Raw genomic sequence first — 13,951 nt, 5'->3', positions numbered from 1 at the left:
GCTCCCTTCGAGTACCCAAGTACTCAAATACTCGAGTACAGGCAGCGCTCACGTTTCATTGCGCGCGGGCGCCTTCGCGGTGGGGTCCGGGGTGTTGTGGCGAGTGCACGCCCACAGTGCGAGCCCAACGCAGCTGAACGCGGCGCCCAGTGCGCATACGGCGCCCCAGCCGGCCAGTGTGTAGAGGGAGGTCGCGGCGATGGCGCCGGTGGCGCTGCCGATCGAGTAGAAGACCATGTATCCGCCGATCAGCCGGCTGCCCGCGTCCGGGTGCAGTGCGTAGATCAGGGTCTGGTTGGTGACGTGGACCGCCTGTACGGCGAGGTCGAGGAGGATCACCCCGACGACCAGGGCCCAGAGCGAGCTGCGGGTGAAGGCCAAGGGCAGCCACGAGGCGGCGAGCAGTGCCAGGGCGATGCCGGTGGTCCGCCGGGAGAGCCCGCGGTCGTTCAGACGACCCGCCGCGGTCGCGGCCAGGGCGCCGGCGACACCGATCAGTCCCAGCGCCCCGATCGCGCTGTGGGGCAGGAAGTACGGGGCCGCGCTGAGCGGCAGCGCGACGCTGCTCCAGAGGGTGCTGAACGCGGCGAAGATCAGCAGTCCGAACAGGGCCCGGAGCCGCAGCAGTCGTTCCCGTGCGAACAGGGCGATCGTGGAGCGCAGGAGTTGTCCGTAGCGCAGGGTCGTCGTCGGTGGTGCGGCGCAGTGGCGCGGCAGTACTCGGTACAGGATCAGGGCGAGCAGTGCGGTGAGCGATGCCGAGGCGAGGTAGACGGAACGCCAGCCGGCGAGATCGGCCAGGAGGCCGGATGCGGTGCGGGCGAGCAGGATGCCGATGACCACGCCGCTGGTGACCAGGCCGACGACCCGTCCGCGCCCGGCACTCGGGGCCAGCGATGCCGCGAAGGCCACCAGCGTCTGCGTGACGACCGCGAGTAGCCCCGTCGCGGCCATGCCCGCGAGCAGCATCGCCGCCGTGCGGGCGGCGGCCACGACACCCAACGCCATTACCAGTAGCAGCAGTTGGGCCACGATGAGTCGTCGGCGGTCGGCCACGTCGCCCAACGGCACGAGGAAGAAGAGTCCCAGGCCGTAGCCGACATGCGTGAGGGTGACCACGCTGCCGACAAGTGCCGGGCTCATGCCGAGGTCGTGGCCCATGGTCACCAGAAGCGGCTGGGAGAAGTAGACGTTGGCCACCGCGGCCCCGCAGGCGACGGCGAAGAGTATGACGATGCCACGGGTGAGGATGAACGCGGAACCTTCACTGCTGCTGCGGGCGTTGGTCTGTGGCGACTCGGTCCCCGGCGTCTCCCCCCGTGGCGCATCGGTATGCGGCGTCTCGGTATGTGGTGCCTCGGTATGTGATGCCGCAGCCTCGCCGTTGCCGGACATGGGCACTCCCACTCCCCCGTACATCTGGTTTCATCTTGCCACCAATAATGAGGGCGACGGTAGCCTTGGTTGGTAGCATGTTGCAACCAGTGTGAGAGTGAGGACGCCATGGTGACCAGAACGCGCTTCGACGACAGCGAATGTCCCGTCGCCCGGTCGGTGGACGCGATCGGCGACTGGTGGTCCCTGCTGATCGTGCGGGACGCCTTCGACGGAAGCCGGCGCTTCGGGGAGTTCCAGCGCAGCCTCGGCGTGGCGAAGAACATCCTCACCGCGCGGCTGCGCACCCTCGTCGCCGGTGGCGTCCTCGAATCCGTCCCCGCCTCGGACGGCAGCGCCTACCGCGAGTACGTGCTGACTCCGAAGGGCAAGGCGCTCTTCCCCGTCATCGTGGCGCTGCGGCAGTGGGGCGAACAGCACTTCTTCGCCTCCGATGAACCGCACTCGGAGCTGGTCGACCGCCGAGCGGGACAACGCCTCCGCGCACTGGAAGTGCTGTCTGCGGACGGTCGGCGGCTGGACCCCGACGACACCACCGTCCAGAAGACCGTCCAGAAGGTCGCCACCCAGTGATCCGATCCGGAGGCACGGGGATGCGAGTCGACACAGGGATGTGAGTCAGAGACGCTGCGGTGCGGGGTCAGGGCACCGTTGCCGCTGCGACCGGAACGGCGGAGGAGTCGCCGTCCCGGGAGCGAGTGAGGAGTTGCCGCTCATGCAACTCCTGCTCCACATAGCGTCCTTGGGAAGGGGGACTCAAGCCCTGGCGTGCGTCCGGCTACTGTTGTCGGAGGCGACGGGCGTGGTGCGGTCGGCTTCATCCTGGATGAGCAGGGAGAGCAGGGAGGCCACTGTCAGACCGGCTTCGGCCGGGTGGCGCAGCACCCTGCTGGGATCGATGCGATACAGGTTGGTACGTCCCTCCCGGGTGTGAGAGAGATAACCGTCCCGCTCCAGGTCGGCGATGATCTTCTGGACGGCGCGTTCGGTGAGGCGGCAGTACGCCGCGATGTCACGGATGCGGGCGCTGTGGTTGTCGGCGATGGCCGCCAGCACTCGCGCATGGTTGGTGATGAACGTCCATCCGGTGTAGGGCTCGGGCACTCCATCCATCTCTCCACTTTAGCGACCGGACATGCACGCTTTCAAAAACACGTACTCTTTTTCAGGTATTAGTTGACGTGTGTGGGCCAGGGCGACAGCCTGGGACCGGTCCGTAGGCAGAGACGAGGGAGAGACCATGCCGGAGCCTGCGTACTCTGAGCAGTCCCCCATCGGACAGGGCTCCGGGCGCGAGCAGAGCTGCCTTCCGATGGCGGCGGCCCCGCCGTTCCTGGCGGCGATCGACGTGCTGCCGGACGGCGATCGGGTGATCGCAACGATCCAGGGAGACCTCGACCTCGACGCCGCCCACTGGCTCCGGTCCTACCTGCGTCAAGCCCTCAGCAGATCGGCCCGCGGTGTCGATCTGGACCTGCACAAAGTCGAATTCTGCGACTGTTCCGGTCTCAACCTCCTGCTCATCCTGCGCCAGAGAGCCCTGGAACAGGGGAAGACCGTCATTCTCCGCTGCAGCAGCCCCGCGGTCGAGCGGCTGCTCGATCTGACCAGCACCCAGAACCTGTTCACGCCCCCGAACCCGGACGACAAGCACATGACATCCTCTACCGCCCACGACCCGGGCCCGCCCAAGGAAACCGACCAGGACCTGCATGCCCTGGTCGCTCAACTGCGGCGGGCCATGCGGACCCGGCCGACCATCGACATGGCCCGCGGCATGCTGATGGCCTCCTTCAACCTGAGCCCCGAGGCGGCCTGGGAGGTGCTGGTCACGACCTCACAGAACACCAATACCAAGCTGTACCGCCTGGCCGGAGACCTGGTGAATACGGTTCAGGGCGCCGCCTTGCCCCCGGCCATTCAGGAACAGCTCACGGCCGCCGTCGCCAAGGCCAGGAGAGCACCCGTAGCGCCGCCCCCGCAGCCCGGACCACCGGACGACCTGCAGGACGCCGCGCCGGAACCGCTCAGCGTCCAGCCCGATTGCTAGCTGTCCGCGATTCGTCACTGTCCTCAATTCGGCGCCGGCTCCAGCCGGTTGCATGTGGCACGCGAGAGGCCCCCGACCTGTGGTCGGGGGCCTCATCGCCGGGACGTGCCGCACCCGGACGAGGAGCAGCAGGCCCGGAAAGCTGTTCACCGGGCGGATCAGGCGCATACTGGTGGCAATGACAAAGCCAGCCGCAGTGAAGCGACATTTGCCCACGAGCCCCTTCAAGGCCCCGGTGGTGCAGCCTCTCAAGCAGTTCGACGTGGGCGACCGGGTCACACACGACGTGTACGGCCTCGGCCGTGTGATCGGCATCGAGGACGGAATCGCGGTGCTTGTGGATTTCGCTTCGGCGCAAGAACGGATCATGAGTCCGTACGCCAAGATGAGCAAGCTGTAGGACCGCCGGCCCGGCACAGCACGCTGGGCCCGCTATGGGAGACCCGCTGTTCGCCCCCGGTCCACCACCGGGGGCGAAGGGAGCTTCCGCGCGTCTGTCAGGCGGCCTGAACCAGTTCGGCGCGGCCGAAGAGGATGGCGTAGCCGGAGGGCAGCTGGGCGAGGATGCGGTCGAGCAGGTCGGGACCGGCCAGGTGGGCGACGACGCCGAGGACGGAACCGGCGTCCCAGCGCGTGGTGGCCAGGGTGCCGCCCGTGTGGGCGGCGAGGTCCTTGATGAAATGCCAGCCGGTCAGGGAGTCGGTTTCGGGTATCTGCGCGGTGAAGATCTGCGCGGCCTGGCGGGGCAGGCGGGCGGCGAGTTCGACGCGTTCCTCACCGGTGAGCCGGCGGCCGAGTGCGGCCAGGACGGCCGAGGTGACTTCTTCGGCTCGTTCGCGGGTGGGGTAGGCGCCGTCGTAGCGGACGCGCTCCAGCATCTGCGTGTAGGACAGGGCCGGCGTGCTCGCGGTCTGCTGCGAGGGGGAGTGCATCGGTGGATAGGTGCCTTTCTCGGTAAGGGGGCTGCTCTGGTGGCGGTCGGGCGATGACGGACAGGTCGCCGATGACGGACAGGTCTCCAGTGAGCGACGGATCGCCGAGGGCCGATGGATCGCCGGCGACGGACGGATCGCCGACGGCGGACAGGGCGGCTCACCGGTTGGGTGGGCTGTGTTCGGCGGCGGTGGTCTCCTGGGGGCGGCCGAAGAGGAGGTCGTAGCCCGGGGGGAGCTGGAGCAGTATGCGCTGGGTGAGCTCCTCGCCGGCCGCATCCGCGGCGACGCTGAGTACGGCGCCGATGTCCCAGGTCGCGGTCTGCTCGGTGGCCCCTTCGATCCACGCCGCGGTGGCGCGTACGAACCGCTCCGCGGAGAGGGGCTCGGCGGCCTGCAGTGGGTTCAGCAGGATCAGGGCGAAGGTCTCCGGGAGCCGGGCGGCCAGCTCGGCCCGCACCTCTCCCACCAAGTGCGCGCCCAGCAGCGCCAGGACGATGCGCGCCGCTCGGTCGGCTTCCGTACGGGTCGGGTACTCACCACGTTCCTGTACCTGGTCCAGGAACGCTTCCCGCTGCATGACCACCGCGATCCCCTCTTCCGTTCATCGGTCCGTACGTCGTACGTGCGTGGGTCGTGAGGCGGCGGAGGGCCGGGAGGGTCGGGGTTCGAGGGGGAGATCAGCCCGCCCTCCGCCACCGCGAGGTGAGGTGTCCTCCAGGCCGCACACCTCCTTCCTCAGTGACCGTCCTCAGTGACCGTCCTCTGTGATCTTCCTTTGTGACCGTCCTCTGTGGACTTCCTCTGTGCCGTCGAGGATCGGCGTCAGCCGCGGAGCTCCTTGTGTCCCGAGCCTCTGCCGATGGAGATCTTGCGCGGCTTGGCGCGCTCGGCGATCGGGATACGCACGGTGAGGACGCCCGCGTCGTAGTCGGCGTTGATGTGCTCGGTGTCCAGCGTGTCGGCCAGCATCACCTGGCGGGAGAAGACGCCCAGGGGACGCTCCGAGAGCTCCATCTGGACTTCGTCACTCTTGGTGACGGGGCGGCGCTCGGCCTTGACGGTGAGCATGTTCCGCTCGACATCGATGTCGATCGCCTCGGGGTCGACGCCGGGCAGGTCGAGGGCGATCACGTACTCGTCGCCTTCGCGGTAGGCGTCCATCGGCATCGCCGAGGGCCGTGACCAGGTGCCGGACAGGTTGTTGCCGAGGAGCTGCTGGGTGAGCCGGTCCAGCTCACGGAAGGGATCGGTGCGCATCAGCATCGGGAAAACACCTCCGTTTTCGCTCGGGCTGTTCATGCCCATGCGCTGTTACCTGCTTCTCTTGTAGCATGTCATCCAAACGATGACAAGTGAGAATGTCACCGAAAGGGTGACGCCCTTGAGCGGAGGTGACTCATGAACGCAGAGGCGAGCGCAGAGGTGAACGCAGACGTGACCGGAGACGCGAAAGCAGACGTGACCGCAGACGACCAGGGACCGGCGTCGCCACCCACCTCCTTCGCCGCCGCCAAAGCGGCGCTGGAGGCGATCGAGGAAGCCGTACGCACCGCCCAGGCACCGCAGCCGGGCGGACAGCCCGCCCCTGAGGTGAGTGCGGAACAGGCGCTGGCCGCGTTGCTGCAGCTGCGCCGGCTGCGGGACCAGCTGGCCGGCTGGGAGACTGGGCTGATCGAGACCGCTCGGGAGGCCGGCGCCAGCTGGGCCGACCTCGCCCAGCCCCTCGGGGTCGCCAACCGGCAGTCCGCGGAACGTCGCTACCTGCGCCTGCGTCCGGGAGCGCCGGGCACCACCGGCGAAGAGCGGATCCAGGCCACGCGCGATCAGCGCGCCGCCGACCGCACCGTCACCACCTGGGCCCGCGGCAACGCCGCCGACCTGCGCCGGCTGGCCGGGGAGATCACCGCCCTGACCGACCTGCCCGCCGAAGCCCGCACGCCCCTCATCCGGGCCCTCGCCCACCACGACGTCGCCGCGCTCCTCGGCCCACTGACCGACGCCCGCGACCACCTCACCGCCGGCCACCCCGGCCTCGCCGCCCGCGTGGACGCCCTCACCCGCCACACCGACGACCTGCGGCAGACGAGCAACGATCAGCGGCGCCCCACCCTCTGAGCCGGGCCGGCCGCCGGCCCGGCCGCCGGCGCGGCGGCGTGGCGGCGTAGTGGCGTAGTGGCGTGGCGGCGTGGCCGCGTCACCAGGGTCTTACCCGCTCAGCTCGCGTCCCGGAGTCAGTGTCAGGCGTCGGCGGAGCGGTGCGACTGTGCGGCGGAGTGGCGCAGTTCCTCGTTCATGCGCTGGGCTTCTTCGAGCTGGTCTTCGAGGACGACGATGCGGCAGGCCGCCTCGATGGGGGTGCCCTGGTCGACCAGTTCGCGGGCGCGCGCGGCGATGCGCAGCTGGTAGCGGGAGTAGCGGCGGTGGCCGCCCTCGGAACGGAGCGGGGTGATCAGCCGTGCTTCGCCTATCGCCCGCAGGAAGGCGGGCGTGGTGCCGAGGAGTTCGGCGGCCCGTCCCATGGTGTAGGCGGGGTAATCGTCGTCATCGAGACGGTCGAGCGGGTTGTCTGCTGTCATCTGCACCTCATGCGGTCATACGTCTCTGTGCCGTCATACGTCGAGGGGCCCTGGTGCCGTACGGCACCAGGGCCCCGAGGGATTTGAACACCATCTGCCGGCTTACAGCTGCGCCGGCCTTCTCATTCCGCGGCTCCGCCTGGGAGGCCGGAGGCGCGGGGATCGCGGATGCGTGACCGGGGACCACCTTCCAATCCGGGGTCTTGCGGTACCCAGGCGGTAAAGCTTCCTCGCCCGGGCGATCCTGATGGCGTCTGCCTCCTTCTTTCCTGACTTCTGGTACGTACTGCTGGTTCCTCCCGCTTGTTCGTACTGCTGGAACATGCGGTACTGCTTCGCGGCCCCTGATGGGCCGCCGGCCCGGCAGCCAGCGACGGAACCCTGCTTGCCTTCCGGCTCCCTCGCTCCGCTGCCGTGCCGTTGTTCTTCTGACCTGCGTGCGCGGCAGTTCGTCCGCTGCCGCGCTTCATTCGACCTCGTGGCTACAGGCAAAACGGTAACCCCGGCGCCCGGCCCATGTCTACCCTCGCCATGACAGATTTCCTGCAATCGAGTGATGCCGATTTCTGTCAGTGACCGGCACTGGAAAACTGCACCGACAGCACCGGAACCTGTACGCACCGCACGCCGGCACTCACTCGGAGGAGGCGCCCTCGGCCGGGTGGCGCGGAGCGGACGGCGGCCCGGAGAGTTCGCCGGTGGTGATGACGTGTTGGGCGACGGCGGTCAGCAGGAGGCAGTGGTGGCGGGCGTAGCGGCGCATGGCGTTGAAGGCGTCCTGGAGGGAGATGTTGCGGTGGGCCGCGAGGAAGCCTTTGGCCTGCTCGATGAGGATGCGGCTGTGCAGGGCGGTGTGGAGCTGTTCGTTGACGGCGTCGGCGTGCTGGAGGGTGCGGGCGTGGAGCAGGCCGATGGTGGCCGCGTCGGCGAACGCCTGCGCCACGGAGAGGTCCTCAGCAGGCAGGGGGCTGTCGGTGGTGCGCAGGAGCAGCAGGCTGCCGAGCACCTCCTTGCGCAGCCGCAGCGGTACGGCGCAGGCGTAGGCATAGCCGGCTTCGCGGGCTTGGGCGGTGAAGTCGTCCCAGGCGGTGGGGGCGGTGGCGAGCTCGCCGGGGGTGATGGTGGTGGCGGTGCGGTAGGCGTCCAGGGCAGGGCCTTCCCGCAGGGCCAGGTCCAGTACGCGGGTCAGGGCGGGGCTGGGATCGCAGGGCGCCGGACTGTACAGCTGCGGTCCGGGGTAGGCCAGCACGACCGCGGCGTCGGTGACGGCGAAGATGTCGCGGCAGCGGACGGTGAGCTGCTGCAGGAAGTCGATGACGTCGAAGTCCGCGACAAGGGTGTCGGCGAGTTCCACGAAAGTCCGGGCGATCTTTTCTTCCCTGGTCATGGCCTTACTCCTGGATGCTCAGGTGCGGGCCGCGGCGGCCCGGCCGTACGGTGCAGCCATTCACGAGGGCAGCTCCCGAAGGATCTCGCGGGCTGTGTCGGTCAGGGGCCGACCGGTGGCGAACGCCCGGGCGCGCAGCCGGACCAGGGCCTCCTCCATCGGAATCCCGAGCCGGTAGCTGAGTACGCCGGTGGCCTGGTGCACCTCGGCCCGGTGCAGGTCGATCGCGCCGGCGATCCTCGGCCCGTGGGGCGAGCCATCGGTATCCGGCCGCCAGGCCAGCAGTCGGCCGGCCAGTGCGTCGGCCACCCGCAGCCCGTCCGACGCCTGCTTGGCGGTCAGCGGCCCCGGTGCCGTGCGGTATCCGGTCAGGGTCCCGAACCGGGCCGCTCCGGACCGTACCGGCCACACGAACACCGCCCGCACACCCAATGCCTGGGCTTCGGCGGCGAAATGCGGCCACCGGCCGCCCGCCTCCAGGTCCGTGACCTGGCAGGGCCCCGCTGTGAAGTCCGCCGTCAGCCCGGGTCCCTGACCCAAGGTGAACTGGGCGTCCTCCAGCTGTGCGCTGATGTCATCGCTGAACCACACCAGCTCCGCGCCGCGTCGTATGGAGACCGCGATCCCGCCCAGCCCCAGCGCGTGCGCGCACTGCACCGCCCACCCGCGGTGCTTCCCCTTGACGACGGCCCACTCCAGGCCGTCGAGCAGTTCCTGAACAGACATCTGCCCCACCGAGTGAGCCTGCCGCACCAAGCGCGGACCGATTCCCCAAGACGACCATTCCGTTCCGGCAGCCTACGCCCCGGCCGCCGCCAGGAAACCCGTCTTGGGCAAGAACAGATCCCGCCGGGCGGGAACAGGAACATCGAAGGGTCCGTCCGGGGCCGGCAGAGTACGTGCCCGGCCCCGGACGGTCGCCCGGACAGTCGCCGGACGGTCGTTCCTACGATGTGGTGGCGTCCTCGAGTTCGGCGGCCAGGTCCGGGTCGGGCTTGGGGATGGCGCCGAAGTCCTCGTCGGAGTCGGTCTCCAGGCGGAGCACCGCGTCGGTGAGGGAGGTGGTGAAGACCCACCATCGGGCTTCGTAGGCGCGGTGCTGCCGGGTGCAGCGCTTGACTTCGACGAGGACGTCGAGCTGCCCTGCGGTGATCAGCAGGTCCGGGGCGGGGGCGAGCAGGGTGGGGCGCTCGGTGAGCATCGGGTCGGTCTCTTTGTCGTACAGGGCTTGGGCCTGGTGGTGCCAGTACAGGGCGGATTCGGGCTCGGCGAGCTGCAAGTGGTGCAGGTACAGGCAGCGGGCGGCGGTGGCGGAGTCGGCGCCGGCGGCGAACTGCCACCAGAACTGGGCGGCTTCGTGCCGGTCGGCGAGGTAGAGCAGGCAGGCGAAGGCGAGGGCACCGGCCGGTTCGATGCGGGCCGGGTCGTCGACGAGCAGCGCCATCGCGGCGATGGCCGCCGGGTCGCGGACCACACGGGAGGAGAGCGAGCCGAGGTGGGCGGCGGCGCGGGCGTGCAGGGCGGCCATCGCGGTACTGGGCGCTTCGCGGTCCTCCGGGCGGCCGTTGGAGTGCCGGGCCCGGTGGGCGCGGTGCTCCATGGCGGCGGCCTTGCGCCAGACCACGCGGCGGGCGATACGGTTCAGCGCGGCCTGCGCGTCGTAGTCGTCGTATTCTCCGGCCAAGACCTCGGCCTGTGCGAGGGCCCGGTCGATGGCCGGGAGGTTGTTCTTCCGGCTCATACCTTTTCCTCCTCGGTCGGTTCCCAGTCGAATCCCAGGTAGCGGGCGAGGCGGCGGCGCGCTCCGTGGATGTGCGAACGGACGGTGGCGGGAGAGATGCCCATGATCTGGGCGACCTCCTTGGGCGGGTAGCCGAGTACGAAGCGCAGCACGATGACGTCGTAGTGGCGTTCGGGCAGTCGGGCGATCGCCGTGTACAGGCCCAGGTTCGACTCGAGTGCGTTCAGGCGGACTCGGGAGGCGTCGCGGACCGCGGCGAAGGCCGCGGTGGCGACGAAGGGCACTTCGCGCCCTTTGGCGGCCAGGCGCCGGTCGATGACCTCCTTGAGGGTGGCCATCGCGTACGCCTCCACGCTGGGCTGGCGCAGTACCTCGTGCCAGGTGTCGGCGAGCTCGGCGAACGCCTCCTCGACGACGTCCTCGGCCGCCGTGCGGCTGTCCAGCTGCAGGTGGGCGAAGCGCAGGAACGCCTTGTGGTGCAGCAGGAAGAATGCCGTGAAGTCCAGCGGGAGTACGGCGGAGAAGCGGTCGCCGTTGGCGGCGGAGCCGCCCCAGGGATCGGGCCGGTCGGTCACTTGGAGCCCTCCCCCGGCTGCCGCTGCGCCACCCTGCGGGCGCGGTCCTGCTGCTGGGCGGCGATGTGGGCGGCTCCGATGCGCACACTGGCTCCCAGCAGGCGCCGTCCTGCCGTGCACGCGTCGGCCGCGATCACCCTTGCCGTGACTGCCCACGTCATCACGTGGGCGGCCATTTCAAGATCCACGTTTGGTGTCCCTCCAGGACGCTGGAGAGTGCCCACCCCCGTTGGCACCCAAGGCCGTTGTAGCCCTCGCTCCTCAGCCAATCGGAAAGAGCAGCCGAATGTTCACGCGCATCTGCAAAATCTTTCGGAACATGCACATCCGTTATCCATAGTGCTCGTTGAGAGCCACAGGAGCCTCATGCGTCACAGATGCAACCGGCGCACGGCACGAAGTCGCGCGCCACCGCTCCGCGCTTCGCGCCGGTACGCACCCAGCGACGCGCGACTCCAGCACGTGCACGTGGAATCGCACACGCGGGCGAACTCGAAGGCGTCATGGATACGCGCCGGCGGACGTACCGTGACGCATTCAGAGACGAGCGAACACCGTCGGCGGGCCCGAAGGCGAACCCGGCGATGAGCGCGAGGAGCAGGCCGAAGGCGCACCCTGTGCCCGAGCCGGAGGGATCGATGAGAGGTGTCAACCGAGTCGGCACAATCCCGAGGCGGTGACCTGCGAACTCCAGGAGGGCCTGTCGTCCCGCACAGCGACAAGGGCCGTTCCGCCGCGGGCATGGGAGGGGCTCCCGGGCGTCGGGAACCCCTCCCGGTCGGCAGCAAGGCCGGGTCAGTAGATGTTGGCTTCGACTGCGGGGCCGTCACCGCGGGTGCTGTTGATCTGGGCCCGCAGGGCTATCTCGTCGTAGACGCGGAACTCCCGTACGATGCGGCCGTTCTGGATCAGGAACTGGGACACTCCGAGCACGGTGACCGGCTGGTCCGTCAGGGGGCCGAACGTGGGGGTGCCGCGGTAGGTGCCGTGCATGGTCCACAGCACGGCCACCCGGAGCCCGGCGTAACGCTCGGCGTAGTTGGTCTGTATGTCCCGCACTTCGAACCGCGCGTCGGGGAACGGCGCGACGGTCGACAGCAGGTCGGCCTGGTAGCGGTCGGGGCGGATGACGGTGCGGTCGCCGATCGTGTGCAGGAAGAAGTCCCGCACCATGAAGTCGTTGACCTTCTGCAGCCGGCGCCGGGTCCACACCTCGTCGATGAATTCGAGGACCATTTCGCACTCGGGCCGGAAGTCGTCGGGGCGGGGGCCGCTGACGCCTTCGAGGAGTACGTCCTTCGGCGGCGCCTCCAGCATCGAACCGGTGTAGCCCTGGAAGCGCAGGGCGCGGGCCGCCTCGTCCGGGTCGGCGCCGCGCTGCAGGCAGTCGGCGAGCTCGTCGCGGACGACCCACTCCTCGACCATCCGTCCCCTGCGGTAGAGGCAGTTGGCGACCGTGCGCTTGCGGATGCGGACGTTCTTGCCGTCCACGAGGTGTTCGTCGGCGGAGAAGACCAGGTGCGAGCTGAGGAAGGCGTCGTTGCCACGCGCCTCCCACACCACGTCCTCGGCCTGGCCGATGTGCTGCGGTGTGCTGCCCATCCGCATCGTGCTGCCCTCGATCACACCGTCGCGGCCCACGACGGTGCCGAGGCTCGCGTGGACGATGGAGTCCGGCTCGTAGTTGTCGACGATGTACGACACGTCCCGGTCGACCCAGATGCGGTCGGTGACCTCACGGATGAAGTCGTCCGGGTCCTGGTAGGGGAGGTACGCGACGGGGTCCAGCGGCATGAGAGATTCCTTTTCCTTTGAATGAGGTGAGGGACAGCGGTCAGTGCGATCGGTGCGGTCGGTCAACGGGCGAACTTGTCCTCGCCGAGGTGGCTTCGGTACGTCTCCGTCATGAAGGCACTGACCACGACCAGGGCCAGTACCGCCGCCGCGGCGAGGTAGACCCACACGGCATAGATCGTGCCGAAGCTGGTGACCAGCAGGGCCGCGACGAACGGGGTGATGCCCATGAAGACGGAGAACGAGCTGTTGTACGCGATGGCACTGGCACTGAACCGGGTGCGAGTCGCGAAGAGCTCTGCGGCGCAGACCGTGACGATGCCGGTCAGGAAGAACTCCGGAATGATGTAGATGAGCTGGCTGGCGATCGCGGCGCCGAACGTGCCCTGTTCGCCGACGAAGAAGGCCAGGGGGACCAGGGTGATACAGGCGAGGGCACCCATGATCAGCATCGGCTTGCGGCCGATCCGGTCCGAGAGCATGCCGGCGAGCGGCAGCAGTGGGATGAGGACCGCGACGGAGATCGCGTTGGATGTCAGCGCCATCCAGCGCGGCAGGCCCAGCGTCCCCGTCAGGTACTCCGGGTAGAAGGTGACCCAGCTGTAGGAGAGGATCGCCAGCATCACCGAGACGCCGCAGAAGACCAGCATCGGCCGCAGCTGGGAGCGGAGCGCCTCGCGGATGGGTGCCTTGACGACCTGGGTGCCGTCCTCCGTGGCGCGGACGAACTCGGGCGTCTCCTCGATGCGCTTGCGCAGCCAGACCCCGACCGCGCTCAGTGGCAGTGCGAGGAGGAAGGGGATGCGCCAGCCGTAGGAGTTCAGGGCCGGTCCCTCGAACACCGCGCTGGTCAGGGCGGCGGTGCCGGCTCCCGCGAGGATGCCGAAGAAGCAGCTGTTCGAGGCGTACGAGGCGTAGTAGGCGCGTCTCCTGGGCTCGGCCCACTCCACGATGAAGGCCACCGCTCCGACGTACTCACCGCCGGAGACCATGCCCTGGACGATGCGGATCACCAGGAGGAGGAGCGGTGCGGCGATGCCGATCTGCTGGTACGTCGGCAGTGCGCCGATCATGGCGGTGGTCACGCCCATGACGACGATCGTCCACAGCAGTGCCTTCTTGCGGCCCACCCGGTCTCCCCAGCGGCCGACGAGGGTGCCGCCCAGGGGGCGGAAGAGACACGCGATGGCGATGAGTGCGTAGGTGCTCAGCACCGCGACCGCCGGGTCGCTGCCCGGGAAGAAGGCGGGGGCGAGGACCGGGGCCAGGTAGCCGTAGAGCCCGTAGTCGAACTGTTCGACGAAGTTGCCGATACTTCCCGCGCCGATGGCCCGGCGTATCTCCTTCCGCTTCTCAGGGGTGGTGGCGTTTCTGTCGCCGGTGGCTGTGGGTGGCGCTACAGCGGACATGGCTTCTCCGTTCGCGCGGTGGGAGGGAGGCAGGGGGGTGGCAGGGGGGCAGGGGGGTGGCAGGGGGGGCGGTGCTTACATACGCATGA

At 69.0% G+C, this 13,951-nt stretch carries 16 protein-coding genes; 4 read left to right on the top strand and 12 right to left on the bottom strand.

What is annotated here, in order from left to right; all coding sequences use genetic code 11:
- Nucleotides 1-48 precede the first annotated feature (48 nt).
- Nucleotides 49-1,251: an MFS transporter gene (locus ACIGXO_RS31365; RefSeq protein ID WP_399793740.1), complete on the bottom strand. Its 1,203-nt coding sequence runs from the start codon at nucleotides 1,249-1,251 to the stop codon at nucleotides 49-51.
- 252 nt (nucleotides 1,252-1,503) lie between these two features.
- Between ACIGXO_RS31365 and ACIGXO_RS31360 the strand changes: the two genes are divergently transcribed.
- Nucleotides 1,504-1,968 carry a winged helix-turn-helix transcriptional regulator gene (locus ACIGXO_RS31360; protein WP_399793620.1) on the top strand — a complete coding sequence of 155 codons (465 nt, stop codon included), beginning with the start codon at nucleotides 1,504-1,506 and terminating at the stop codon, nucleotides 1,966-1,968.
- A gap of 183 nt (nucleotides 1,969-2,151) precedes the next feature.
- Here the strand turns inward: ACIGXO_RS31360 and ACIGXO_RS31355 are convergent, their stop codons facing one another.
- The gene (locus ACIGXO_RS31355) at nucleotides 2,152-2,508 is read right to left on the bottom strand and encodes a helix-turn-helix transcriptional regulator (RefSeq protein ID WP_399793618.1); all 357 of its coding nucleotides are present in this window, start codon (nucleotides 2,506-2,508) and stop codon (nucleotides 2,152-2,154) included.
- Nucleotides 2,509-2,635: 127 nt separating this feature from the next.
- Between ACIGXO_RS31355 and ACIGXO_RS31350 the strand changes: the two genes are divergently transcribed.
- Both ACIGXO_RS31350 and ACIGXO_RS31345 read left to right on the top strand, forming a co-directional pair.
- Complete coding sequence (locus ACIGXO_RS31350; protein ID WP_399793616.1) at nucleotides 2,636-3,445, top strand: anti-sigma factor antagonist; 810 nt, start codon at nucleotides 2,636-2,638, stop codon at nucleotides 3,443-3,445.
- Nucleotides 3,446-3,623: 178 nt separating this feature from the next.
- Nucleotides 3,624-3,845, top strand: coding sequence for a hypothetical protein (locus tag ACIGXO_RS31345; protein WP_399793614.1), 222 nt, complete (start codon nucleotides 3,624-3,626; stop codon nucleotides 3,843-3,845).
- A 97-nt stretch (nucleotides 3,846-3,942) separates the two neighbouring features.
- Here the strand turns inward: ACIGXO_RS31345 and ACIGXO_RS31340 are convergent, their stop codons facing one another.
- From ACIGXO_RS31340 to ACIGXO_RS31330, 3 genes are all read right to left on the bottom strand, one after another.
- Nucleotides 3,943-4,377, bottom strand: coding sequence for a DUF2267 domain-containing protein (locus ACIGXO_RS31340; RefSeq protein WP_399793612.1), 435 nt, complete (start codon nucleotides 4,375-4,377; stop codon nucleotides 3,943-3,945).
- Between the two features lie 160 nt (nucleotides 4,378-4,537).
- Nucleotides 4,538-4,957 (bottom strand): DUF2267 domain-containing protein, encoded by a 420-nt coding sequence (locus ACIGXO_RS31335; RefSeq protein ID WP_399793610.1) that lies wholly within the window; start codon nucleotides 4,955-4,957, stop codon nucleotides 4,538-4,540.
- A 245-nt stretch (nucleotides 4,958-5,202) separates the two neighbouring features.
- A complete protein-coding gene (locus ACIGXO_RS31330) occupies nucleotides 5,203-5,643 on the bottom strand; it encodes an Hsp20/alpha crystallin family protein (protein WP_399793609.1) in 441 nt (146 codons plus the stop codon).
- Nucleotides 5,644-5,838: 195 nt separating this feature from the next.
- Between ACIGXO_RS31330 and ACIGXO_RS31325 the strand changes: the two genes are divergently transcribed.
- Nucleotides 5,839-6,495 carry a type III effector protein gene (locus tag ACIGXO_RS31325; protein ID WP_399793607.1) on the top strand — a complete coding sequence of 219 codons (657 nt, stop codon included), beginning with the start codon at nucleotides 5,839-5,841 and terminating at the stop codon, nucleotides 6,493-6,495.
- Between the two features lie 122 nt (nucleotides 6,496-6,617).
- Here ACIGXO_RS31325 and ACIGXO_RS31320 read toward each other — a convergent pair whose 3' ends face one another.
- The 7 genes from ACIGXO_RS31320 to ACIGXO_RS31290 form a co-directional block, all read right to left on the bottom strand.
- Nucleotides 6,618-6,956 (bottom strand): MerR family transcriptional regulator, encoded by a 339-nt coding sequence (locus tag ACIGXO_RS31320; protein WP_399793605.1) that lies wholly within the window; start codon nucleotides 6,954-6,956, stop codon nucleotides 6,618-6,620.
- A gap of 634 nt (nucleotides 6,957-7,590) precedes the next feature.
- On the bottom strand, nucleotides 7,591-8,343 hold the full coding sequence (locus ACIGXO_RS31315; RefSeq protein WP_399793603.1) for an ANTAR domain-containing protein: 753 nt from the start codon (nucleotides 8,341-8,343) through the stop codon (nucleotides 7,591-7,593).
- 60 nt (nucleotides 8,344-8,403) lie between these two features.
- Nucleotides 8,404-9,069 (bottom strand): ANTAR domain-containing protein, encoded by a 666-nt coding sequence (locus ACIGXO_RS31310; protein WP_399793601.1) that lies wholly within the window; start codon nucleotides 9,067-9,069, stop codon nucleotides 8,404-8,406.
- A gap of 220 nt (nucleotides 9,070-9,289) precedes the next feature.
- On the bottom strand, nucleotides 9,290-10,084 hold the full coding sequence (locus ACIGXO_RS31305) for a hypothetical protein (protein ID WP_399793599.1): 795 nt from the start codon (nucleotides 10,082-10,084) through the stop codon (nucleotides 9,290-9,292).
- Entirely contained in the window at nucleotides 10,081-10,659 is a 579-nt protein-coding gene (locus tag ACIGXO_RS31300; RefSeq protein WP_399793597.1) for an RNA polymerase sigma factor, read from the bottom strand. Before ACIGXO_RS31300 ends, ACIGXO_RS31305 begins: the two co-directional genes overlap by 4 nt.
- Before the next feature lie 795 nt (nucleotides 10,660-11,454).
- Nucleotides 11,455-12,453 carry an ester cyclase gene (locus ACIGXO_RS31295; RefSeq protein WP_399793594.1) on the bottom strand — a complete coding sequence of 333 codons (999 nt, stop codon included), beginning with the start codon at nucleotides 12,451-12,453 and terminating at the stop codon, nucleotides 11,455-11,457.
- A 62-nt stretch (nucleotides 12,454-12,515) separates the two neighbouring features.
- Entirely contained in the window at nucleotides 12,516-13,862 is a 1,347-nt protein-coding gene (locus ACIGXO_RS31290) for an MFS transporter (protein ID WP_399793592.1), read from the bottom strand.
- Between the last annotated feature and the right edge of the window lie 89 nt (nucleotides 13,863-13,951).

Origin of the sequence: Streptomyces sp. NPDC053542 (genome assembly GCF_044544685.1) — a bacterium.
Lineage (GTDB): Bacteria > Actinomycetota > Actinomycetes > Streptomycetales > Streptomycetaceae > Streptomyces.
The sequence above is the reverse complement of the archived record's forward strand: the minus strand, read 5'-3'. Positions and strand labels throughout refer to the sequence as shown.